A 22,149-nucleotide genomic window follows, 5' to 3' on the forward strand; every position below is an offset into this window, starting at 1 on the left:
TTTCGCTACAGGCGGCAAATAAAATGGTATGGGGTATTGAAAGCACATTAATCGCGGGTGGCACCGAAAACCTGCACCCAATAGTTGCCATCGTGGGCAATGGCCATTTCCCGGTAGGAGTCGCGCATCAAGTTGGCGCAATGGCTCGAGCTATCGAGCCATTTCTTCACGGCGGCTTGCAGGTCGAAATTGCCGAAGGCGATGTTTTCGCCATAGGCAAGGATGGTGCGGATATCGCCGATATACCCCGATTGCACAAGCCGGTTGTACACGTTTTCGCCCGAAGGGCTGGTGTGGCTGAAATAATTGTTGGCGTTCATGTCTTTAGCGTGTGCCAGCGCTGCTTCGTACAGCTTGCTATTCCAAGTAACCTTGGTGGTGGCGGGCATGGATACATCCCCACACGTGCAGCCCTTTTGCCGCCAGTTATTGACTTCCGCTAATGCTTGGACCGCCTTGGCGTCTAAAGCTGTGGTGCCATCTTGTTGGTTGGCCTGTTCGTTACCTGGCGACCTATTCGGCTCTTGTCCAACTACGGGCTCCATCAATTCACTGCCATTCGGCTCGCAGGCAAACAGCAAGGCGAACACGCAGAAAGCGACAGAAGCAACGTACTTCAACATAGGTAGTTATTAATTTATTTGCAATAAACGTAAAAAAATTTAGTTATCACAAATTTTTTCTCCGATCGTACGCATTCTTTCAATAAAAACTGTACCGGATACCCAGGAACCCCCTGGCGCCCTGATTGGGCCCGAAAACGTAGGAAGGGTCGAACGTGAGGCCATACGGGTTCTCAGGCGTGATGGCTGCCTGGCCATCGCTATTAAACTCCACCAGCTTGTCGAACGGGTCGTGCGACCGGGCGATGATGAACGGATTCCTCCGGTTGGGTGTCCAGTCCAGCAGGTTTTTTATGCCACCATATACTTCAACGCCGTTCCGGAACGCCTTGGTCAGCTGTATATTTTGGATACTCCACCACGGCGATTTCGGCGACCGGGGGTCGGCGGTACTCAGCAGCGGCAGTCGCATGGGGCCATAGAGGTTGCCGGTATAATCCACGGTGAGCCCCAGGCGTTTCAAGGGATAGCTGGCATTCCATACCCCGGTGAATTTTTCCGTAAATAGTTGTTGGACCTTTTGTCCGCCCTCGCGGCTATATACATCCAGTGCAGTGGCGCCTGCGTTCACCTTGAGCCCATTCATCAATGCGAGATCGATATTCAACGATATGCCCTGCGAGATGGCATGGCCATCCAAGTTGCCGTACATGATCTTCGTCGCATCCGTGTCGTAGTCGGCAATGATTTTATTGCTGAAATAGGTGTAAAATACGGTGGCGTCGAAGCCGATGATGCCGCCGCTCGATAAGGGGACTTTCTTCACGAAGTTGACGTTGCCATTCCATGAGGTTTCGGGGGCAAGCTCCGATTGGAAAACGACTTCGCGGGCACCGGTCAGCGCCGAGTGGTCTTCCGTAAACACGTTGGCTACGCGGTACCCGTTCCCGAAACTGAGGCGGAGCACATTGCGTTCGTTGGGGGTGTTCCATTTATAGTTGATGCGTGGCGTAAGGATGCTCCCATGGATGGAGTTGTAGTCATACCGGGCACCGAGTAGCAGTTTGTGGGTTTCGTTGAGCGAAATCTCGTCTTGGACGAACGCCCCGGGCAACCGGGTGTGCATGGGCCTGTTGATGGCTACGTCCGTGGGGTCGGCGGTAACGGGGGTATTATCGTCGTAGTAGGTATGTCGGTAGGTCAGGCCACCGAGCACGTCGTGGTTGCCCAATGGTTTGTTCCAGACCAGCTGGCCGAAACCAATATATTGGTCGGCCAGGAAAGGCATATTCCCATACACGCTGTTCTGGTTATGGCCATTCGTGCTGAACATCAACACGATGTGTTCTTTCACCGGAAGCTGGTAGGTACCGAAGGCCTCCCACCTGCTGGTGTAGATGCTTTCGCCGTACACGTCGTTGCCACCGCGGTGCTCGCCCGACCAGCCCATCTCACCACCCCAGCGGTCTTCATAGACATAGCGGGCGGCAAATGAAAAAATCCGGCCCTCGTTGCGTTCGAAGTTCCACTTGTTGAATAGCGAAATACGGTGTTGAAGGGTCACATCGGTAAAATTGTCGTTGTTGTTGTCTGTCGGGTTCTGGTAGTTGAAATAACTAACCCCCAAGAGCGACTGTACCTTGTTGCCTACATGCAGCTTTGCGGCGACGTCGGCACTGAGTTCGCCCCAGCCGGTGCCGAAGGCATCGACCGCCAAGATGGGGGAGTTCCGCGGATTCTTGGTGATGATGTTGATGAGCCCGCCCACGGCTTCACTCCCATAGAGCGTCGACGCCGGTCCCTTTACGATTTCCACCCGCTCAATCAGCGATTGGGGGATGCCGCTCAGGCCGTACACGGTCGACAGGCCGCTAACCATCGGCATACCGTCGATCAGCACCATGGTATAGGGACCCTCGAGCCCGTTGATGTGGATGTCGCCCGTGTTGCAGATGTTGCAGTTGAGCTGGGGGCGCACACCGTTGATGTTTTGCAATGCGTCGAACACGGTCGCTGCCGGATTCGACTTGAAAAACTTGGCGGTATAGACCTCTACCGGTACCGGGCTGTCCAATTTGGATACCTCTTTCATCGTGCCGGATACCACCACCTCATCCAGCGAGGTGCCCGCGTCGAGGAGTACCAGATCTTTATGCACGGGAGCCGTACCGTTCGTCCGGATACGCAGTGTATAAGGTTGGTAACCCACGTATTTAACTTCCAGTTCCCAGTTTCCTGCCGGCACGTCGGGCAGGGAGAACCGGCCGGTGCTGTCGGCCGTTGTGCCGATATGGAGCGAAGGGATGGCCACCGTGGCCCAGGGAATGGCGCTGCCCGATTTGTCGGTAACGGAACCGTGTATGGATGAAACGGATTGGGTATAGCCCCGTAGGGCAAAAAGCACCAGTACGAAACTGGCAATCAGGTGTTTTGTGTTCATAATAGTCAACTAGAAAATGCGATGGAAGCAGCGACCCCAACGGTCCCTGTTTGTTACTAATCACGTGTAGAATGTATCTAGTTGAAATATGGGGGCGCGCGGGGGGAGCGATGGTAGATCGCCGCCAATTGCACATCCGCCGTCCGATAGGGGCGGTAAGCCACCGTGAAGGGCTTAATAACGGGCTGTTCATAGGTGGTGAAATCCGTTTGCAGAAAGCGGCCTTGGAAGATCGCATCCAATAAATAGATTTCTGTTTCAGATTGGTGGTGCGGGTTGGTGGCGGGGTCGGCCTTGAGGTTATAGGGGTGCGTATGGATGATGATCCGTCCATCGCGCGTTTTATGCTTATGCATGAAGACCGTGCCGCTGGCCACGATCAAACAGAACAACACTGCTTGGAACAGTGCGAGCCTCGATCGTATGTTGTCCGAATGCTTTTTCACCACAGCGATTATTACCCCACCGAAACCGGTGCCGCAAAACAAAAGTAAGGAATAAAGTTTGACTAATCTAACACGTAGGCTAGATTAATCGGTTGTTCTCATTGGGGAATACCAATAACGGCTCATATCCCTTCGCTTCCTGCTGCTCCATCAGTGCATACGAAATGATGATCACCACGTCGCCTACCTGCACCAGTCGCGCTGCTGCACCATTGAGGCAAACCACGCCAGACCCACGTTCGCCCTTGATGACATACGTTTCGAAGCGTGCTCCGTTGTTGTTATTCACGATCTGCACCTTTTCGTTGGCAATGATGTTCGCCGCATCCATCAAATCCTCGTCAATGGTAATGCTTCCCACATAATTGAGTTCGGCCTGCGTAACGCGTACCCGATGGATTTTGGATTTCAGTACCTCGATAACCATGGTGCAAAGGTACGTAAAATTAAAATAATGCTATAAAAACAGGTTGTCGATCAGGCGTACGCCATCCACCCAAATGGCGGCTAGCGCCACCAGCTGCCTGTCGCGCGATGTTTCGTCGGCTGCCGTGAAGCTTTCCGCTTCGAAAATCTCGAAATACTCCACTCGGATACCGGGGCTGTCATTTAAGGCCTTGATGGCATCTGCGCGGAGTGCATCCATGCTTTTCCGTTGCAGATCGGCCTTGGTGTGTTGCAGGATGCGGTATAATTGCAGCGCTTGTTTCCGCCCTTCGGGTGTTAATCGCACATTCCTGGAGCTCATGGCCAGTCCGCCCGGTTCCCGGATCGTAGGGCATAACTCCAGGCGCAGGGGCAGCTTCAGTTGGTCTACCATATATTCCACCACCTTGTACTGCTGGAAATCCTTTTGCCCGAAACACGCCACATCGGGTTGCACCGCATCGAAGAGCTTCCTAAGTACCTGTGTAACCCCCTGGAAGTGCCCCGGACGATGTAATCCTTCCAACACCTGTTCGAGGTGGCCGAGGTCGAAAGGCGAATCCCCCTCTGTACCTTCCGCGCCGTATATCTCGTCCACGGCAGGGTGGAAGAGGACGTCGCAGTGGACCTCCTCCAGCAGGCTGGTGTCGCGCTCGATGGGGCGTGGATACTTTTCCAGGTCCTTCGGGTCGTTGAATTGGGTTGGGTTGACGAAAATGCTGCATACCACGATATCGGCCAACTGCCGGGCCTGTGTAACCAGGGCCAAGTGGCCCTTGTGCAGCGCCCCCATGGTGGGCACAAAGGCAATCCGTTGCCCCTGGCTGCGGGGCAGCGCGAGAAGCTGCTGTAACGAAACTTTGGTGCTAACTGTTTCCAACAAATGAACGCTTTTTTTGTTCGGCAAAAATGGTGATTTTTTACCGGATATCCGCGCCGGGTTCGTTAACTAATTGGTATATTGACAAAATTTGCTTATCTTTGCGAACCGATTTTACTGTGCAAATAAAATAAAAACAAATAATTGGAGATGTCAAAAACGAAGATTCTGTTTGTTACCCACGAGATGTCGCCTTTCCTCGAATTAAGCAAAATTTCCGAAATCACCCGTCAACTGCCTCAGGCGATGCAGGAGCGGGGCTACGAGATTCGTATCCTGATGCCGCGGTTCGGCAATATCAACGAGCGCCGTAACCGGTTGCATGAGGTCATCAGGCTTTCGGGGATGAACATTGTTGTGGATAACAACGACAATCCGCTGATCATCAAGGTAGCGTCTATTCCGGCGGCACGCATGCAGGTGTATTTCTTGGATAATGAAGAATATTTCCAGCGTAAGCAGGTATTCTGTGATGATTGCGGCAAGTTTTTCGAGGATAATAACGAGCGAACGGTATTTTTCTGCAAAGGTGCGTTGGAAACCGTGAAAAAGCTGGGCTGGGCTCCGGATGTGGTGCATTGCCACGGTTGGATGAGCGCGTTGATACCGGCGTATATAAAAACAGCCTATAAAGATGATCCTACCTTTAAGGATGCTAAGGTGGTTTATTCCCTCTATAACGAAGAAATCGATTTTTCATTAGGGAACGATTTTTCCGAAATTGCCCGTACGGGCGATATGACCGCCGAAGACGTAGCGCCCTACGGTGCCGGTGATTATGCCGGGTTGTATAACGGCGCATTGGCCTATTCTGATGGCGTGGTGCTGACCGGCGACGATGTAGATAAACAACTGTTAAATATTGTTAAAAAGAGCGATATTCCGGTATTCGAGTTAGAAGACCACCAAGAATTCGAAAATTATTGCAACCTTTACGAACAATTTTCAAGTGTAGCGCTTGAGACAGAATTGGAAGCATAATTTTGAATGTAATTCTTTGCGAATGAGATATCATACCAAAGACTTATTAACCCTGTTGATAAGTCTTTTTGTTTTAGGAGGTTGTACCAATCCATCAGGTATCGGGTTGGATGTCGATCCGGGAGATGAGTTGGTGGGTGTATTGACAGACACGCTCACATTGGAGGCGGTGACGGTACCCGACGATAGCACACGGTCCTCGTCTTTTGCCCAGACTACATTCGGTTGGCTTGATGATCCGGTTATTGGAAAAACCGTAGCCGATCTGGCGTTGGCCATTGGCCGGCCCACCACGGTTCCGCGTATACGGACCGATGCCGAAATCGACTCTGTTATTCTTGTGCTGCCTTACGGCACCGAATATTTCGGCGATACGCTTCGCCCCAATTTTACCCTCGAAGTACTGCAACTGGATGAAGCCTATACCGACGGCGAGTATGCCACCAAGCAATGGGCAGTGACCGATGAGGTTATCGGCACGAAAACCATCGGCCGTTTTGCGTATAAAGAGACAGACAGCGTCAAAATCATCACACACGTTGACGACAGGGATACCTCGTTAATGGATATTCCGCAATTGCGGATTTCCCTGTCGCCCGCCTTTTTCAGGGAGCTCCTCAGTGAGGAGGTCGACTCGGCGATGTTGTCTACTGAAGCTGGATTTAACAACCACGTAAAAGGACTATACCTGCGCGTTGCTGAAAGCGAGATGACCGGTGTGGGTGGATTGGTGTCCTTTCAGGGATTGGCAAATAAAACCGGTATCGAACTCACCTATAGGCAGCCGAATGGAGAGGAAGGCGAAGACGCCGCCATCGATACCCTCCGTGCATTCTTGCCAACCACGATACAGGGTAACGGCGGGACTTTCCGAAGGCTGACGTCCAGTATCAGGCGGACTTATACGGCCGATGTACAGGCGCAGTTGGACCATCCCGAAGCACATTATGACGTATTGTACTTGCAAGCTCCGGCGGGGCTCCGCACCCGCGTGCACATCCCTTATATCGACGAATTGAAAGATCGCAACATCGCGATCAATAAGGTTGAACTGGTACTGTATGCTTCCACGGATATACCCGGCGATGCGCTTGGCCTCCAGGCGCCGAGGCTCACGTTGTACCGGGAAGACATCGCCGGACAGCGGCAGCCTATACCCGATGGCGATTCGCGGACCAGCGGCGGCGGTTTCGCCGGCGATAGCCGTAGCCTTTGGTACCGCTATGGCAACTGGCGCGCATTCGGTGGCCTGCTGGACGAGGAAAAAGACCGTTACATTTTCCATTTGACTTCCTATATCCAGGACATCCTTCAAGGAAAGATCAGCAGTAGCGAGTTCTTTATCGCCCCTGCAGCGACTTCCGACAACTCCGTTCCCTATTTCCCGGTGTTGAATGCCGGTGGGCGTACCATTATCAACAACGTGGAAGACACGGAACTGAAGATGAAGCTCAATATCTATTATACGAAACGGTCTGTGGATTAGTTCATTGCCGGTTATCGCGAAGCGAAACAGCATAATAAGAAAAGCGCCCGCTCATAATGAGTGGGCGCTTTCTCTTTTAATACAGTCGTTATTCGTGTTAGAAGACTAGAAGATGCCTAGCACTTTCCGGTCGCCCTGTGTCCGTGCGCGATTGGCAGGAAACGTAGGCTTCGATTGCGTGTTCACTTCGGGAGAGCCGACCAGTGTCATTGCACAGCGGAATCCCGTCATCGCACTCGATTCGTCTTGTTGCATATAGCGACGCGTTGCAGGGTTGAGCCAATAAGCACGGTCGTTCCATGAACCGCCTTTGTATACGCGCGACTTATCATTCACCAGCGTGGTGACGCCATAGAGTTCGTCGTTGGTTTCGTCGGCATACCCGCGTACGTCGTAATCAAAGGTAGCCTGTGCCGCGGAGTCGGGTGTAGCAGCAGCCGCCTGCAGCTCTTCCCATGTTTGTTTGCGGGGTGCCTTAGCCGGTACCCGGATGGGGCGGCCATACTTATCTTTCGCAATGATGCCCGCTTCGGCATCTTCATATTGCTTATCCATATATACATTCCCGCGGAAGGGGTTGAAGTCCTGGAAATCTTCAAACGACAGCTGTCGGTAGACATCGCGCACCCACTCGTTGACATTGCCGGCCATGTTGTAAAGGCCGTAGTCGTTGGGTAGGTAACTGGTCACCGATACGGTGATGTCCCCACCGTCGTTGAGGTAGCCTGCCACCCCCATGTTGTCGCCACCGGTCGGCTTGAAGTTAGCCATCATCAATCCTTGTGTACGTCGTTTTGCCGAGCGGACGCCCAATCCATCCCATGGATATATTTTTCCACTCTCGATATTGCCATATTCGGTATTTCCCACCAGTCCAAGGGCAGCGTATTCCCATTCTGCTTCTGTAGGAAGGCGATAGGGTTGTTTGAGCACGCCATCCTCCATCCGGACGGGCCGGCGGGCATCTTCTTCCGTACCGGGCCTATTGTCTTTTGGCATCTTCTCGCCGTCTATCCCTTCGCCTCGGTACTGGCCGTTGAGGTAGATGTCGGTATTGAATGGCTCGGCGGGTTGTGCCTGCGATTCGGCCAGGGTCTTATAGTCAACCAATGCACCACGCTGGCGCAGGATATGTTCGTTTACCCTGTCGGTGCGCCAAATGCAATAGTCATTGGCCTGTTCCCACGTTACACCCACCACCGGGTAATCCTGATAAGCCGGATGGCGCAGGTAGAGGTCTACATACGGTTCGTTGTAGGAGAGCGGATGGCGCCACACCAGCGTGTCGGGCAGTGCCTTGTAATAAAGTTCTTTGTCGTCCGGGAAATTCTGGTTGAGCCAATGCAAGTATTCTAACCAGTCGGCATTAGATACTTCCGTTTCGTCCATGTAAAAGGAGGCTACGGTTACGCGGCGTTTCAGGTTGTCGTGCGCATAGGTGATGTCTTCATTAAGGCTACCACCCATCACGAACGTGCCACCTTCAATAACAATCAGTCCCGGTCCGGGGCCTTCCTTCACTTTCCTGTTGATTTGTAAGCCACCATTATAGGGGTCGTTATAGGCAACGCCCGTTTTCGAAGAAACCCCACTCTGGTTTTTGCAAGAGACGAATAAGGTGCTGCAGAAAAACAAGATCAGGATGGGGGCGAAATACGTATTCGTTTTTGTTCTCATTTGGTATATCGGAAAGACACGTTTCTTTTCTAAAGAATCAAAATTAAGTAAATTATTGGAGTTACCCACAACTTAAATCGCACAAATTCCATACCATTTGAGAATACCGGGGTATTTACCTATGTTTGGCCGAACGTCTGTTGTCTAATGTCTGTTGTCTAATGTCTAAAAAAATAAAAGTAGGTTTCGGTTTTGATGTGCATCAGTTGAAAGACGGGCATCCGTTCGTTTTAGGAGGGGTACAGTTGGAACACCATGCCGGAGCATTTGGCCACTCGGATGCCGATGTGCTGGTACACGCCATCTGCGATGCCGTACTCGGCGCGGCCAACCTGGAAGATATCGGTTACCATTTTCCCAATACCGATGAGCGTTGGCGCGGCATAAGCAGCCTGCTGCTGTTGGAGGAGTGCGTTAAACTTTTGGCGGCGAAGGGATGGACACTGGGCAATATCGACGCCATGCTGTGCCTGGAGGCCCCGAAAATAAAGCCTTACATCCCCGCGATGAAGGCGCGAATCGCGGAGGCGGCAGGGATTACCGAAGACGATATTTCCATCAAGGCCACTACGAACGAGACCATGGGCTTCATCGGCCGGCAGGAGGGGGTAGTGGCTTACGCGGTGTGCCTGATTGAACGGGAGTGAAAGATGTGGCGTTAGGGCAAAGGGTGTAAAAATGGGCCAAATTTCGGAGGGTACGCAAAAAGGGCTGGCCCATTTTTACACCTTTTTCAATTCGATTTCTGGGGATTTATCTTGAAAAATCGCTTTTTTGGCGTCATTAAGAAGGTTTTTAAGCTAAATTAAATAGGTTGGTTGAAATATGCGCGAGCTACACTTTTGACTCAAACAGGTAACTCGCCGAACCAAAAAGCTAACGGTTTGAGTCAAACGGTTACCCTTTTATGTTGCCGAGATAGCTTTCCCGGATAAACGGTTTACTTTCCCGGCCGGACGGTTAGCTAGTTAAGCTGGAGAGATAACTCGCTGGCCTGAATAGGTAACTCGCTGGAGCAAACGGTGAACTGCCTTGTTCAACCCGCTACCCTTTTTAGTTGGCGGGGTAGCTTTGCGGATCAGACAGCTAACCGGACGAACCGGAGAGATTGCTTCTTGGTCTGAAAAGGTAATTCGCTGAAACAAATAGCTGACGGTTTGGCTTGACGTGCCTGCAAGATGTTCAAAGCAGCTTTCAGGTTGGCTCAACGTGCAGCCAGTTTGGTTTTTTTGCATTTTAGTGCCGACAAGGTTTAATTGAAGAAGGGAAGATCGCGTTTTATGTTAAGACCATTTCGGCCCCGTTTTTAACGGGGCCAAAACAGTCGGGAAAAATATCAACCGGTAGATTAGAATGTAACGCCTAACCAAGTGCTTGATTTCAAATCTTCGCTCAACGCGAGCAACTCGGTGAGATGGGTAGTTTCATCCGAATAGTCGGTAAAGCCAACAGCAAAGCGAATCGCCTCTGCATTGTAATTAACCAATGCGTTTTTCGGGATGGATACCATCAGGGAATAACCTGATTCATCGGCGGAAACATCGGCGCTAACTCCTTCGGGTGATCCTAATTCCCATGCTCCCTCTTTACCGTCCCAACGAATCACATCCCCCTCACTGGAGATGAAAAATTTGGACATGCCGGCGTCGACATCCAGCAACGATAGGTTAGGAGCGTCGATATATACATAGACCCCGTCTCCAGCCACGGTGCCCGCGGGGGGTGGTACCGGTGTGTTGTCGGCTACAGAAATACGGACATTTAAATCGTTGCCCGCATCCATGAGTCCGGCCCGTAATTGGGTCGAAGATTTGCTGCCTACAAATAGCGGGTATGGTTCGTCTTCGCTAGCTGACAAATCCAAATCACGCATAATAAGCCCTTTGATCAAGTATGGTGCACTGTCGGTCTCTAGGATGTAGTTGCTTGTTGCCAGGGCTGCGATGGTATCCGTATCCCACAATACAAGTGATGATTGCCTGCTCATGTGTTTGTCCGAGAATCCGAAAGGGTGTGTGTCGTTAGTGAAATCAAATGCATCGGCATTGCCCACGGCCACACCCATTGACCGGATACCGCTAGCCTTTCCGAAATCGGTTTCGTATGAAAGCAGCACTTCGCCAGACGGCAGATTTAACAGGGTAGGCCCCGCAATCAGCTGGTTGTCGGGTAAAAGCTTATATAAAGCATAATCGCGCTCCTGCGCATCACCGTTGATGGCAAATGGCCATGGGTTGGTAAGCGGCGTGCGAACGGTGTACGGTTTGAACGTTACATTTTGATTATCTGAAAAGGCTAATATAATTTTTTCGTTGATGGTCACTGCCGATGCCTCACTGTTTATCTGATTATAACGGGATACGATGGTGTGGGCGCCTATCCACCGCTGTTCAACATCATTTGCGCCGAACCGCGCTACCTTGGAAGACCACGTATCACCATCATCCGACGAACTGATCATGTCTATCCGCCGCGTCGGATGCGAGAGATCCAACCCGGTGGCACTTAGTAGTGCCAGATCTGTTTCTACGGCTCCGTTTGTGAAATATAATTGGATATCGCCGTTTGGCAATTGCAGAAATGCGGGTTCGTCGCACCCCAGGTTAAAAAAGACTTCTTTGGCTTCACCGATCAGCAGGTCATTTCCGTTGATTTTTTTCACGAGGATGCCAGCCGGGTAGCTAATATCCAGGCGCGGGTTGGAGTTGGGTTCGGTGTATTGATAGTACACGGCACATGCGGCCAGTAGGTCACCGCTTTGAAGCTGGATAATCGAGGGGTTCTTTTTAAGGTCGGTATACGTGATCGCATAGCTACCGTCTTTGCCCTCGTGTGTGGTTTTCTCGAATAGGGTCACAGGGGCGTCCCAGGTGTTACCGCCATCCGCGCTACTCCGTAGAAAAACCTCACCATTTGCTTCATATACTACGACCGAATTGGATTCGTTCTGTCGAACCATCACAGGTGCCTGTCCGCGTTCGGCAAGCTGTTCAAGGCTGTTGTAGTCCCATCCGATGCGGACACCGCTGATTGGCGTAACACTTACTGGTTTGTATGGGATGTCCTTTTTATCGATGTCTTCCGGATCTCCTGTTTTCTTACAAGATATCACCAAACACAATATGGCAATCCCGACAAAAGTTTGAAACGAATTAATTATCATATATTTCATTCGAAAATAATTTTGTTCATCAGTAATTTTTTATTCGTTAACGGCTTATCGAAGCCCGTGGATGCATGATCAATCGTTTTCGGTTTTACTTAACCTGACATCCGCGATATAAATGACGACCTCCTTATTTTTATCGTAATTCCAGGTCACCCCGTCTTCATGGCCAATATTGAAAACATAAACGCGGTTACGCCGATTGGAGTTGTCGCCCCCGTCGTTATTGTTCATGTCAACCGTGTATTCTTTCCACTGCTGCCCGATTTCATGGTCTGAAAGGGAGGACAGCCTGCCGGCATCCCAACTCTCCTGACCGTAGTCGCTGTATTGGCTGAATGCCCACAATCTGTTCATGGGCCGTACCCACGGTGCGCGGTAAACATGCCGGTTGTTACCACCGTTGTTGCTTACCAATGACGGGTCGCTACCGATGAACATTTTAAACTTCAGGTACCGGTATTTTTTATTGTCAAAACGCCATTGGCGCGGCAGCGCAAAAAAGAACGATGGACGATAGTCGACCACCACGCCCCGATAAATATTCTGTCCGTCGCTCTGGATGAGTTGATCCAATTTCAAATCAACGGCGCTACCATTCACCCGATCATTTTTCGCATCAAATTTGCCGATATCAGTAAACCCCGGTCTGGGCAGGGAGGCACCAGAGTAGGAGAGGTTCATGTTCCAACTATTGGATTGCACTTTCCCATGAGCAAAAAACTGCGGTTCGATAAATACATGATCCGGGAAAAAGGGGTGGTCGTTCGTCAATAGTTCTACAACGCCGTCTTCTACATACGGTGCAAGGAATTCGTCGAATTCGAGGCCAAAGGATTTGGGGATATACTTGATCTGCGTAATCTGGCCGGCGTCTATCAGATCCTTTAGTGTCTGTAAACTTTCGGGCGCCTCGATGTTTGCCGGCTTATCCACGGGCATCATAAACTCTTGCCAAGCGCCACCACCGACGACACTGTGCATGTTGTTTAACGCATAGGTTGTCGTTTCCAATATGCCTTTTAGCCCTTTGCCCGTTAAGTCGAGCTCGCGGACGTTGGGGAAATAAAATAGATCGGCAAACGTGGACATGTTCATGGGGTAAGCCAACTTGGATATCCCTTCTACATCCGCCGTTGTGAATTGGCTGATGCCATTTGCTTGGAGTATTTCCAGCTCTTGGGGGATAAAAGGCTGATCGGATGTCGGCATTTTCACGGCGAGGGGTTTCTCGATGAGTAGGGTATCCAACAACTTTTCGCCATTTTCCAGAATCGGTAAAATCCGGTATTTCATGTCGAAAACCGCCTCTTCCCCGGCGGAGAGATTACCGCTATATATCCGCGGGTTGTTGCCGACTGTATCGTTGTGAACCGCTCCATCCTTATCGGTGTATGCGTAGCTTAAGCCGTGATACTCCATCAGAATGGTGTTCAGCCCGTTTCCCCATTCCATCACGATCGCATTGGGAGACATCGACATGGTGGGTTCCAGGATGCCTTTGGCCAGTACTTCAACATCATAGGACGTGTAGGGTATCAACGAAATGGTTTGGGGAATCGATCGGTTTCCATATTCATCCTCCGTATAAATATTGAACCGATATAGCCTTGGTTCATTTAGCCCGGTCACATTCACATAGGAACATACACTGTCGATCGTGATGATTTTGGGATTTGGATAGTCGACATCATACTCGATGATGGTTCGCTTAGCCTTGGCGAAATCCATCTCGCTGGCAGGTATCCTGCCATCTTTCCGAAGGTCAATTTCGGCCCGTTCATAACCAATGGTTGCGTAAACCGTATCGTAGGCAGCTGGATATATGATTTCTTCTTTAGAGAATTTTTTGATATTGTCATAGAAATCGTCGCTGCAAGAAAGACACAGCACTGCAAAAAAACATATACTTAGTAAAAAGCTTAAAACCCGTCTCATATTGTCAGTCATTTTTTGTTGCCGAATAGCCTTCTGCTTTTCTGCCATACAATGTTATTTCAGAAAGGCAATTGGCATTCAACGCTTCGTAATTATCATTAAACCCGGTAAGTGCTTCATAGCGGAACCATCGTGTCGGTTTCGTAAACGAAGGGTTTTCGGGGGCCATATACGCCATATCTCCCTGACGGCCCAGCACCCTGTACTGCCTATCGGGCAAATCAATGGGGAATGTAATCTTGTGGGTGGTGATCGAATCCCATTTTTGTGTTTGGTCATCCCATCGCCATACGGCAAACTTACCGACGTTTTCATTTCGGTAATAATCTTCCCGTCCGCTGTACTCCGTAGCACCGGTGTGGCGGTAACGTTGATGCGTAACGATGCGGCTCAGCTCGTAATAGTCGCCCAGGTCAATAATATAATTCCACGGCATGTTTCCATCCCGAGGGTCTCCTGTGCGCCCCCACCCGTACGTATGGGTGAAGTTTACCGACGTGCCATCGCTTATGATGCCGTCTATCGCCATATAGTCTCGCCCTTCGAGGGCATTGAAAAAGCCCATCGGTACACCGGTATTTATCCGCTCGCCGATCGCGTTGACAATGGTAGAGTCATTGGCCCCCGGGATCTGCCAGGCTTCCTTCGGTATTTCCCAATCTTCCAATAAGTTGAGCTGCCCCAATTCGAGCCTTTCGCTGGAGTTCCCGAACTCATCTTCAACATACACAGACACAGAGACCGGTTTAACTGACGAAAAATTGGGGTCACGGATAAAGCGGCGTTCAGTTGCCTCGCGCGATGTGTAAATGAGGTGATTTTCCGTTTGGACACCGTTTTCATCTTCGACCGTATAATCCACAAACACGTTAATGCTTTGCTTCAATCCGTTTTCCCAGTTCACATAAAATGAACTGAAACCCGCTACGCAATAAATGGTGCTTGCCACCTGTTCGACTGCCGGTTCTAGTGGCTCCACGACAATGGATATTTTATCCGACTGATTACCGGCCCGGTCTACTGCATACAACGCTATTGTAGTGGGGTTTTGGGTTGCAAATCCATAAACATCGATATAATCAGAAATAAACGATGTTGAAAACCACATTTTCTTCCCTGCTTCGTTTACATACGACGCATCTATGGAAAGCAAGTCTTCGTCCGCCGGTCGCTTAAAGTAAATCCGTGCCCCTCCATACGTGGGTTTATATCGTAAGTACTCGGGAGTCTGGGGCGGAACGCCGTCTTCATATCCAATTTCAAACCGCCCACTTTCTTTGCAACTGTAGCATAGCGAAAGTGCAATCGTAATTAGCGTTAATGCTTTTAATATGGTGCTTTTAAACATATTTTCGTGTTTTTTACCAGCCTGGGTTCTGGATGAGGTTAGCATTTGTGTTCATTTCATTTAGCGACAATGGCCATAGGTAATTTCGTTCCAGGAAGCGTCTGCGCTGCTTCACCTCTAAGCGGAAGAAGTTCTGTTGCCCGTAGGCGTTACCTGTCCAACCGGTTACCGGCGTGTTAAATTCGGTGACCGCGCGCTTGTAGCGGACCATGTCCCAATACCTGCTGCCTTCAAAAGCCAATTCGATTCCCCGTTCCTGGAGGATGATGTCTCGCAATCCGTTTTTGGTAGTATGGCTATTCAAATAGCTGGGCATGCATAGTTCCGGGTCGGACCAAACGGTTTCAACAGCTGGAATACCTGCCCTGTGGCGTATTTTGTTGAGTAGGTCAAACACTTCCTGGCCGGGCCCGTTTATCTCATTGAGTATTTCTGCTTTCATCAGGAACAGGTCGGCCATCCGGATGATGGGGTAAGGGAAATGCCGTTGCCTGATCCAACTGCCCGACTTCGATTCTGGGTGGACAAACTTTTTGACGCCTATCCCGGTCCAGAAAAAATCGGTGCCGCTCACACTGGGGTCATAACCTCCCGCCGTGCCACCGTACATCTCCGTGTCGATGCGCACCTGGTGGCCACGCCAATAACCACCGGTAATTCCGAGGTTGGCATAAAAACGGGGCTCCCGATTCAGATACAGGTTGATTGTTGTGTAATCGGGCTGCATAATACCCCTCAGTGGTTGATAACTGGCGGCATCGGCGCTTGGCGTAGATACCGCACGGTACATGTTGTTGCGATCGTAAGTCCGGTCCGCGTCAATCGGTAAGCCATTTTTCGTATAGTAGCGGTACATCGCTTGGAAAGTTGCAGCGGCCCAATTATAGGAGTTGCCTGTGGTTTCCTGCACGCCGTTGGTAAATGTACGCGGCAGTCGGATGTTGCTGGCGTCCTGGATCGTACCGCCTTCATTCAAGGGATAGGTTCTTCCCCAAATGATTTCCTTATTCCAAGGATCGACGATGAGCATCCGCAGGGTATAGAACCGCTGCATTGTATCGGGGTTCGCCTGCCAGTCTTCCATGTCGAACTTATACGGCTGGTCTTCATAGGTATACAGCCCATATCCGTCGGCCTCGCATTGGCTTATTGCCGCATTTACTGCGGTTAGTGCATCGGTCCATTTTTCCGACCAGCGCGCCGACCCCTCTTCGTCCATCGGGAAGAATGTTTGGCCGTCTTCATCGTAGAAATCGCCGAAGAGATCCCTGTTTCCATTGAAAAAAGGGCTGGCGCGAAACAGCATGATCCGGGCTTTCATCGCCATTGCCGCGGCTTTATTGACCATTCCCAATTGATCTGCAAAAAGTTCATCGGCCAGGTCCGGAATCGAAGCGTCGATTTCGCTGATAATGTAGTCGAAGCATTCCTCAATCTTTGAACGCCGGACGAAAAGTTCCTCCGATTGCGAATTCGGCACCACATTTTCTTTTATGAGTACAATGGGGCCGTAATGTTTAACCAACAGAAAATGATAGTATGCTTTGAGAAAACGTACCTGGGCAACCCAGTTTTTCTTTTCCTGATCGGATATATCTTTTACCAAATCGATGTACTCAAAAAACGTGTTCGCCGAGCGGATGGTTTCATAGAGGTCTGTTGCGTAGTTCGAACCTTGCCAGAACCCGAGCAATGGGTTGGTCGATGTTTGGATTCCTTCCATTACCCTTGTGCCAACCAGTCCGCTGTGGGCTTTTGTGGCGTCCCGCTGCCCCAACCAATCATCGCCAAGGAGCCATTCAGTTGCGTGAATGTGATGGTTTCGCGGGAGGCCGGCATATACATTGCTCAATGCGTTGTACGCCGATTCTTTGTTTGCGAAATAATCTTCCAATGTAATGGTGTTGTCCGGTACGATGTCGAGGAAATCGCTGCACGCGCTCGATACCACAATCGTGGTGGTGACCAAAACATAGTTTATGATGCGTTTATACATGATCTTTTTTTGCTGCATGATCTTAAAAATTGAACTGTAAACCCATATTGAACCGGCGATTCAGCGGATAAGCTAGCCCGTTACCCCCCATTTCGGGGTCCCAGAGCTTGAAGGGGCTTATTGAAAAGATATTTTCTCCACTGAAATAAACCCGGAGTGTTTCTACCCCCCAGCGTCTCGCAGCCGGTATGTTATAGCCACACTCAATGGTTTTCAATCGCATGAAACCGCCTTCGCGAAGCCACCAGGACGATCGCTGGATATTATTACTCACCTGGTAGGTGGCCAGCCGTGGCCAAAAGGCGTGAACGTCTGGATTGGTTTCGCTCCATGAATCGCGTGCAACGATCTCCGGCGCATTTCTACGGTTCACAAATGGCGCTATCCCATCGGGGTCGATGTAAAACGACACGCGTGAATTGCCTTGGAAGAAGAACGATAGGTCGAAATTTTTATAGCCCGCAGACATCCCGAACCCGTACTGTATCTCAGGTACCGTAGGGTAGCCCATAGCCACGCGATCGTTGCTATTGACTACTCCATCTTTATTTACGTCAAGGTACTTGATGTCGCCACGCATGTATTGGCCGAACTCCTGCCGCGGGGAATTGTCTATTTCCAGTTGGTCTACAAACAATCGTTCTGCGATTAAACCCCAAGTTTGGTTGATGGGGTATCCGATGGATTTCAGATACTCGTCGCGAAAGTTCTTCTCATCTTTCTCGAGATACTTGTTGGCAGCGTACGTGAAATTCATACGTGCCGTTATCCATAGCGAGTTATTGAAGAATTTCTTGAAGTCGATAGAACCGTCAATCCCTTTTGACGATACCCGGCCCACATTTCCGTGTATGGCCGTTTGGAAACCCGCAGTTTCAGGGAAATTCTCCCGGACCATATAAATGTTTTCGCGCATGTCGGTAAATAAATCGACCTGCAAGCGAAGGGCCTCATTCTGGAAGAAGCCGAGCTCGATCCCCAGGTTATGTTTTTTAGCAATTTCCCACGAAATATCCGGGTTGGCATAGCGGGCAAAATGGAAGCCGGGGTAACCTTGACTGAATACCTCACCGAATTGATATACACCTCCGCCTGGCTCGATTCTCGACAGGTAGAAAAAGCGTCCTTCGCGGTTGGATATGGCATCGTTGCCAACTTTTCCATACGTATAACGGAATTTCAACAGACTAACGACGTCTTTTAATTTGTCACCGTAGAAATGTTCGTTAGAGACGATCCACCCTGCACCGTAAGAGGGGAAGAAGCCGAAGCGCTTATCACCAAAAAATTTCTCGGACCCGTTATAACCATATGCAAATTCGACGAAATACCGTGAATCGAAATCATAGGATACGCGGCCCGAATTGCCAATGTTCCGTTCAGGAAGGGTATAGTAGATCGAACCTCCCTGTCCGTTGGTTAATATTTTTTCCTCCCGGATGCCCACGGTCATAGCCGCTACGGAGTGTTTCCCCCAAGATCGGTCCCAATTTAACCGGCCTTCGAAATAGAAATGGGTATTGCCATCCCGGCCTGCCTCGGTGTCGCCCAAATAAGGAACGGTATTGGGCGTCAGGTTGTATAGGGTGTAGTCTTTTGTAGCTGCGTTGTATTGTTCTAACGCGTAGTAGACAGGGGAGTATCTTCTGGCCCCCGAATTATAGTTCCAAGTACTTGCAGATGCCCGCACCTGAAACTTCAGGTTCTTGGTAATGAAATCCAGGTCTTGCATCAACGTACCTTGCACGGTAATGGTGCTTTCATTGTTTTCGCGATAGCCACGCACCATTTCGGCATAGGGATTGGCTTTCATGGGGTCTGCGTTCCCAAAGAGTGTCCAGCGGGTGGAAAGGTTGTGTTCGTCGGGCTCGAAAACCGCGGGAAAATCAACAGGATTGCTATCCATTACCCGGCGGAAGAGTGAGCCAGCGCTGGTATATGGCCCATTGTACTTCTCAAATCGCCCGTAAATACGCGTGTCTAATTTGGTTGTCGGCCCTAATATAAACGAAACATTGCTCCGTAAATGGATGCGGTTGATGTTGATATTATTGTTGAAATTGTTCAAATAGTCTTGGTTATCGACTTTCAATAGCCCGGTTTCGCGGTCAAAGCCGGTAGCCACATAATACTGTGCCGCTTTTCCGCCCCCAGAAAAGCTTACGTTAGCCTTGGTATTTGATGTGCCTTGCTTAAATAACATGTCATACCAATTTATATTTGGATAAATCATGGGGTCGTCTCCCCGCTGGGTTGCTCTGATTTTGTCTTCCTTATACCAGGGTGGCGTTGGGATGTCATTGGCGTCATGCTCTTGATCATCATACCGCGAAACCAGCGCTTGGTTATACAGTTTCATGTATTCTACGCCATCTAATAGGCTCAGCATTTTGGTAGGCATAGCGATGTTATGGTCTATCCGGGCGGAGACACGAATGGCTCCTTCCTGTCCGCTTTTGGTGGTGACCATGATAATGCCATTGGCACCCCGCGCGCCATACAACACCGTTGCTGACGCATCTTTAAGAACGGAAAAACTTTCAATATCGTCCGGTTGGATGCGGGCTAAGTCGTCTGTAGATGCTTCAAAACCATCGATCAATATCAGCGGGTCTGATTTGTAACCAAAAGTCGTAACACCTCGGATAAAGAATTTCGCGTTATCTGCCCCCGGCTCACCGGTGGTCTGGTAGGAAATAACACCGGGTATTTTCCCTGCGAATGCACCGGTCAGGTTAGACGATGCAATGGTCAAATCTTTGACGTTAACCGTTTCTATCGATGCGACCACACTTTCCTTCTTTTGTTTCCCGAAGGCAACTATCGTAACCTCATCCAAATCGCTTTTCTTAGGCAACATCGCTACCGTGAGGCTCGTGCGGCCTTCAACCGCCACCCGTTGTGTCTCGTACCCGATCGCCGAGAACACCAGCACACCGTCTGCGGGTACCCGGATTTCGAATATGCCTTTATCGTTGGTGATTACACCACCGGACGAGTTCTCTATCAGCACGTTTACCCCAGCGAAGGCTTCTTCTGTTTCTCCTTCCACAACCTTGCCGGTAACAAGCGCCTGCAGGGGCTTTTCTGGCTCCATGGGCAGGTTTTTGTCTTTTACCACAATGGTGTTTGAGGTAATTTCAAAGGCAAGGGGTTGCTCGCTGAAGAGGGTTCTGAGTACGTCTTCCAACTCCATGTTCTCGACGGATAGTGTCACAGGCTTGGCCTTCAAGATATGGCTATGCAAGAAGAATACATCTTTGTTGCTTTGTTGTTTTATCGTCTCGAGTACAGTTGTCAACGGCTGGCGCTCGACTTGAATCGTTATTTTCTGCGCAAACGTTCTTCCGTTGGTTTGCATCACAAACAAAAAGAATAGCAGAAACAAGCATTTTGAGCGTACCAGCACGCTATAGCTATCATTAATTTTCATTCGAATAATTTATGCTCAATGGTAATGGAGCAATCAGGTGTATCTGCCCCCTGTGTGGGCCAAACAAACCAAGATAAATTCCATTAAGCCATTTGTGGTTTTTCCGCAAAGAATTGCGGGTATAAATGGATAATTTTAAAGGTTATTGGTCATCAATACATAATGTCCGGGTAGAAGTATAGTTTAAGGCATTACGATAACCCTCCTTTCATTTATTTTGAATTTCATCGCTGCGGTAGTCGAAAGAATATCCAACGTACTTTGCAGGCTGTTTTGCCGCGATAGCGATCCGCCGAAGTACAGGCCATCCAGATTTCCATGATAGACAATCTCCACATCGTACCACCGCGCGATGTTAGCTAATGCTTTTTTTATCGGTGTCTTATTAAATGTAAAATAGCCATCCTTCCAATCGATAAATTCACTGACGTCCACTTTGGCTATCGAGTACCCGCCACCCATCATTTTAGCTTGCTCGCCAGGCCGGAGAATGTAGCGTTTGGCCCTCGCCTCGAGGCCTAGGCGTACTTTGCCATCCACCAAGGTCGTCACCACCTCATCCTCATCGAGGTGTGCAGAAACATTAAATTTCGTACCCAAAACCACTATTTCCTGGCCCCTGCTCATCACGCGAAATGGGCTCCGACCTGAAGCATTTTCTGCACGCATCGGTTTTACGTGAAAGAAGGCTTCTCCCGCTAAGGATACGGTACGGTTACTTGCGCTGAAGTTGGCGGGGTAAGTCAATTTCGACGCAGCATTGAGCCACACCTTCGATCCGTCAGGCAATATAAGTTGATAGGTGCCGCCTTTTGGAGTACTTAATACATAATTCGAGGTTTCGGGGGCAGTAGTGATTTCGGAGGTACCGGGCTCAACGGTGACGACAGAACCATCGGCATAGCAGATGCTATCTTCCATGACGATGCCTTGATGGTCCGAACTCAGGTCTATTTGCCGACCATCCGCTAACGTTAATGTAGCTCGATGGCGTCCGGGCTGGATTTCTGCGCTTTCCTGCTGGGTGCGGGTTTTATCGATTCGTGCATCGTGGTACCACCAGATAACCGCAAAGGAAATGAGGGCTACCGCCGCTGCATAGGGAATAAACCTGTAGATTGCTAGTTTTGGCTTTCGCCGATGGTTTATGATCGCTTTGTACGATTGCGCGTAATGTTGCGAATAGTCCGTTCCCGACGGCTGGCGACCGCGCTGAACGACCTGCTCATCGTACCAAGCTTCGATGAGCATCCGTTCTTCTTCGGTGCATTGTCCTTGCGCGTATTTCCTTAGAAGTGCTACAGCTTCCCTTTTTGTCATATATTAAGCATATGGTTGCTTATATAGATGTCTGAAAAAAAGAGGGGAA

Annotated in this window: 15 protein-coding genes; 3 read left to right on the forward strand and 12 right to left on the reverse strand. The window is 50.0% G+C overall.

Features of this window, described 5'->3' with window-relative positions:
• Window positions 1-47: 47 nt before the first annotated feature.
• The 5 genes from U9S71_RS12690 to panC form a co-directional block, all read right to left on the reverse strand.
• Window positions 48-623 carry a CAP domain-containing protein gene (locus U9S71_RS12690; RefSeq protein WP_326327878.1) on the reverse strand — a complete coding sequence of 192 codons (576 nt, stop codon included), beginning with the start codon at window positions 621-623 and terminating at the stop codon, window positions 48-50.
• A 79-nt stretch (window positions 624-702) separates the two neighbouring features.
• Complete coding sequence (locus U9S71_RS12695) at window positions 703-3,003, reverse strand: TonB-dependent receptor (protein WP_326327879.1); 2,301 nt, start codon at window positions 3,001-3,003, stop codon at window positions 703-705.
• A gap of 77 nt (window positions 3,004-3,080) precedes the next feature.
• The gene (locus U9S71_RS12700; protein ID WP_326327880.1) at window positions 3,081-3,449 is read right to left on the reverse strand and encodes a DUF8478 family putative metalloprotein; all 369 of its coding nucleotides are present in this window, start codon (window positions 3,447-3,449) and stop codon (window positions 3,081-3,083) included.
• Window positions 3,450-3,528: 79 nt separating this feature from the next.
• Window positions 3,529-3,876 carry an aspartate 1-decarboxylase gene (gene panD / locus U9S71_RS12705; protein ID WP_326327881.1) on the reverse strand — a complete coding sequence of 116 codons (348 nt, stop codon included), beginning with the start codon at window positions 3,874-3,876 and terminating at the stop codon, window positions 3,529-3,531.
• 30 nt (window positions 3,877-3,906) lie between these two features.
• The gene (gene panC, locus U9S71_RS12710) at window positions 3,907-4,755 is read right to left on the reverse strand and encodes a pantoate--beta-alanine ligase (protein WP_326327882.1); all 849 of its coding nucleotides are present in this window, start codon (window positions 4,753-4,755) and stop codon (window positions 3,907-3,909) included.
• Between the two features lie 150 nt (window positions 4,756-4,905).
• On the opposite strand from panC, the gene U9S71_RS12715 reads away from it, so the two are divergent.
• Window positions 4,906-5,736 carry a glycogen/starch synthase gene (locus U9S71_RS12715; protein ID WP_326327883.1) on the forward strand — a complete coding sequence of 277 codons (831 nt, stop codon included), beginning with the start codon at window positions 4,906-4,908 and terminating at the stop codon, window positions 5,734-5,736.
• 22 nt (window positions 5,737-5,758) lie between these two features.
• Complete coding sequence (locus U9S71_RS12720; RefSeq protein ID WP_326327884.1) at window positions 5,759-7,222, forward strand: DUF4270 family protein; 1,464 nt, start codon at window positions 5,759-5,761, stop codon at window positions 7,220-7,222.
• Window positions 7,223-7,327: 105 nt separating this feature from the next.
• Here the strand turns inward: U9S71_RS12720 and U9S71_RS12725 are convergent, their stop codons facing one another.
• Complete coding sequence (locus tag U9S71_RS12725; protein ID WP_326327885.1) at window positions 7,328-8,899, reverse strand: SUMF1/EgtB/PvdO family nonheme iron enzyme; 1,572 nt, start codon at window positions 8,897-8,899, stop codon at window positions 7,328-7,330.
• Window positions 8,900-9,060: 161 nt separating this feature from the next.
• On the opposite strand from U9S71_RS12725, the gene ispF reads away from it, so the two are divergent.
• A complete protein-coding gene (gene ispF, locus U9S71_RS12730; protein ID WP_326327886.1) occupies window positions 9,061-9,546 on the forward strand; it encodes a 2-C-methyl-D-erythritol 2,4-cyclodiphosphate synthase in 486 nt (161 codons plus the stop codon).
• A gap of 701 nt (window positions 9,547-10,247) precedes the next feature.
• On the opposite strand, the gene U9S71_RS12735 is transcribed toward ispF, so the two are convergent.
• From U9S71_RS12735 to U9S71_RS12760, 6 genes are all read right to left on the reverse strand, one after another.
• A complete protein-coding gene (locus U9S71_RS12735) occupies window positions 10,248-12,071 on the reverse strand; it encodes a hypothetical protein (RefSeq protein WP_326327887.1) in 1,824 nt (607 codons plus the stop codon).
• Window positions 12,072-12,140: 69 nt separating this feature from the next.
• Window positions 12,141-14,003, reverse strand: a complete 1,863-nt coding sequence (locus U9S71_RS12740; protein WP_326327888.1) for a DUF4998 domain-containing protein — start codon at window positions 14,001-14,003, stop codon at window positions 12,141-12,143.
• Window positions 14,004-14,007: 4 nt separating this feature from the next.
• A complete protein-coding gene (locus tag U9S71_RS12745) occupies window positions 14,008-15,351 on the reverse strand; it encodes a DUF4959 domain-containing protein (RefSeq protein WP_326327889.1) in 1,344 nt (447 codons plus the stop codon).
• Between the two features lie 13 nt (window positions 15,352-15,364).
• Window positions 15,365-17,347: a RagB/SusD family nutrient uptake outer membrane protein gene (locus tag U9S71_RS12750; protein ID WP_326327890.1), complete on the reverse strand. Its 1,983-nt coding sequence runs from the start codon at window positions 17,345-17,347 to the stop codon at window positions 15,365-15,367.
• Window positions 17,348-17,369: 22 nt separating this feature from the next.
• The gene (locus U9S71_RS12755; RefSeq protein WP_326327891.1) at window positions 17,370-20,780 is read right to left on the reverse strand and encodes a TonB-dependent receptor; all 3,411 of its coding nucleotides are present in this window, start codon (window positions 20,778-20,780) and stop codon (window positions 17,370-17,372) included.
• Window positions 20,781-20,963: 183 nt separating this feature from the next.
• Window positions 20,964-22,100, reverse strand: a complete 1,137-nt coding sequence (locus U9S71_RS12760; RefSeq protein WP_326327892.1) for a FecR family protein — start codon at window positions 22,098-22,100, stop codon at window positions 20,964-20,966.
• Window positions 22,101-22,149 lie beyond the last annotated feature (49 nt).

The organism is Parapedobacter flavus, assembly GCF_035818675.1.
Taxonomy (GTDB): domain Bacteria; phylum Bacteroidota; class Bacteroidia; order Sphingobacteriales; family Sphingobacteriaceae; genus Parapedobacter; species Parapedobacter flavus.

Bases quoted from the DNA above. Each gene is read 5' to 3' on its own strand.
- U9S71_RS12740 (WP_326327888.1), bottom strand. From the start codon at position 14,003: ATGAGACGGGTTTTAAGCTTTTTACTAAGTATATGTTTTTTTGCAGTG.
- U9S71_RS12715 (WP_326327883.1), top strand. From the start codon at position 4,906: ATGTCAAAAACGAAGATTCTGTTTGTTACCCACGAGATGTCGCCTTTC.
- U9S71_RS12735 (WP_326327887.1), bottom strand. From the start codon at position 12,071: ATGAAATATATGATAATTAATTCGTTTCAAACTTTTGTCGGGATTGCC.
- U9S71_RS12745 (WP_326327889.1), bottom strand. From the start codon at position 15,351: ATGTTTAAAAGCACCATATTAAAAGCATTAACGCTAATTACGATTGCA.
- U9S71_RS12760 (WP_326327892.1), bottom strand. From the start codon at position 22,100: ATGACAAAAAGGGAAGCTGTAGCACTTCTAAGGAAATACGCGCAAGGA.
- U9S71_RS12755 (WP_326327891.1), bottom strand. From the start codon at position 20,780: ATGAAAATTAATGATAGCTATAGCGTGCTGGTACGCTCAAAATGCTTG.
- U9S71_RS12750 (WP_326327890.1), bottom strand. From the start codon at position 17,347: ATGTATAAACGCATCATAAACTATGTTTTGGTCACCACCACGATTGTG.
- U9S71_RS12725 (WP_326327885.1), bottom strand. From the start codon at position 8,899: ATGAGAACAAAAACGAATACGTATTTCGCCCCCATCCTGATCTTGTTT.
- U9S71_RS12695 (WP_326327879.1), bottom strand. From the start codon at position 3,003: ATGAACACAAAACACCTGATTGCCAGTTTCGTACTGGTGCTTTTTGCC.
- U9S71_RS12690 (WP_326327878.1), bottom strand. From the start codon at position 623: ATGTTGAAGTACGTTGCTTCTGTCGCTTTCTGCGTGTTCGCCTTGCTG.
- U9S71_RS12720 (WP_326327884.1), top strand. From the start codon at position 5,759: ATGAGATATCATACCAAAGACTTATTAACCCTGTTGATAAGTCTTTTT.
- panD (WP_326327881.1), bottom strand. From the start codon at position 3,876: ATGGTTATCGAGGTACTGAAATCCAAAATCCATCGGGTACGCGTTACG.
- ispF (WP_326327886.1), top strand. From the start codon at position 9,061: ATGTCTAAAAAAATAAAAGTAGGTTTCGGTTTTGATGTGCATCAGTTG.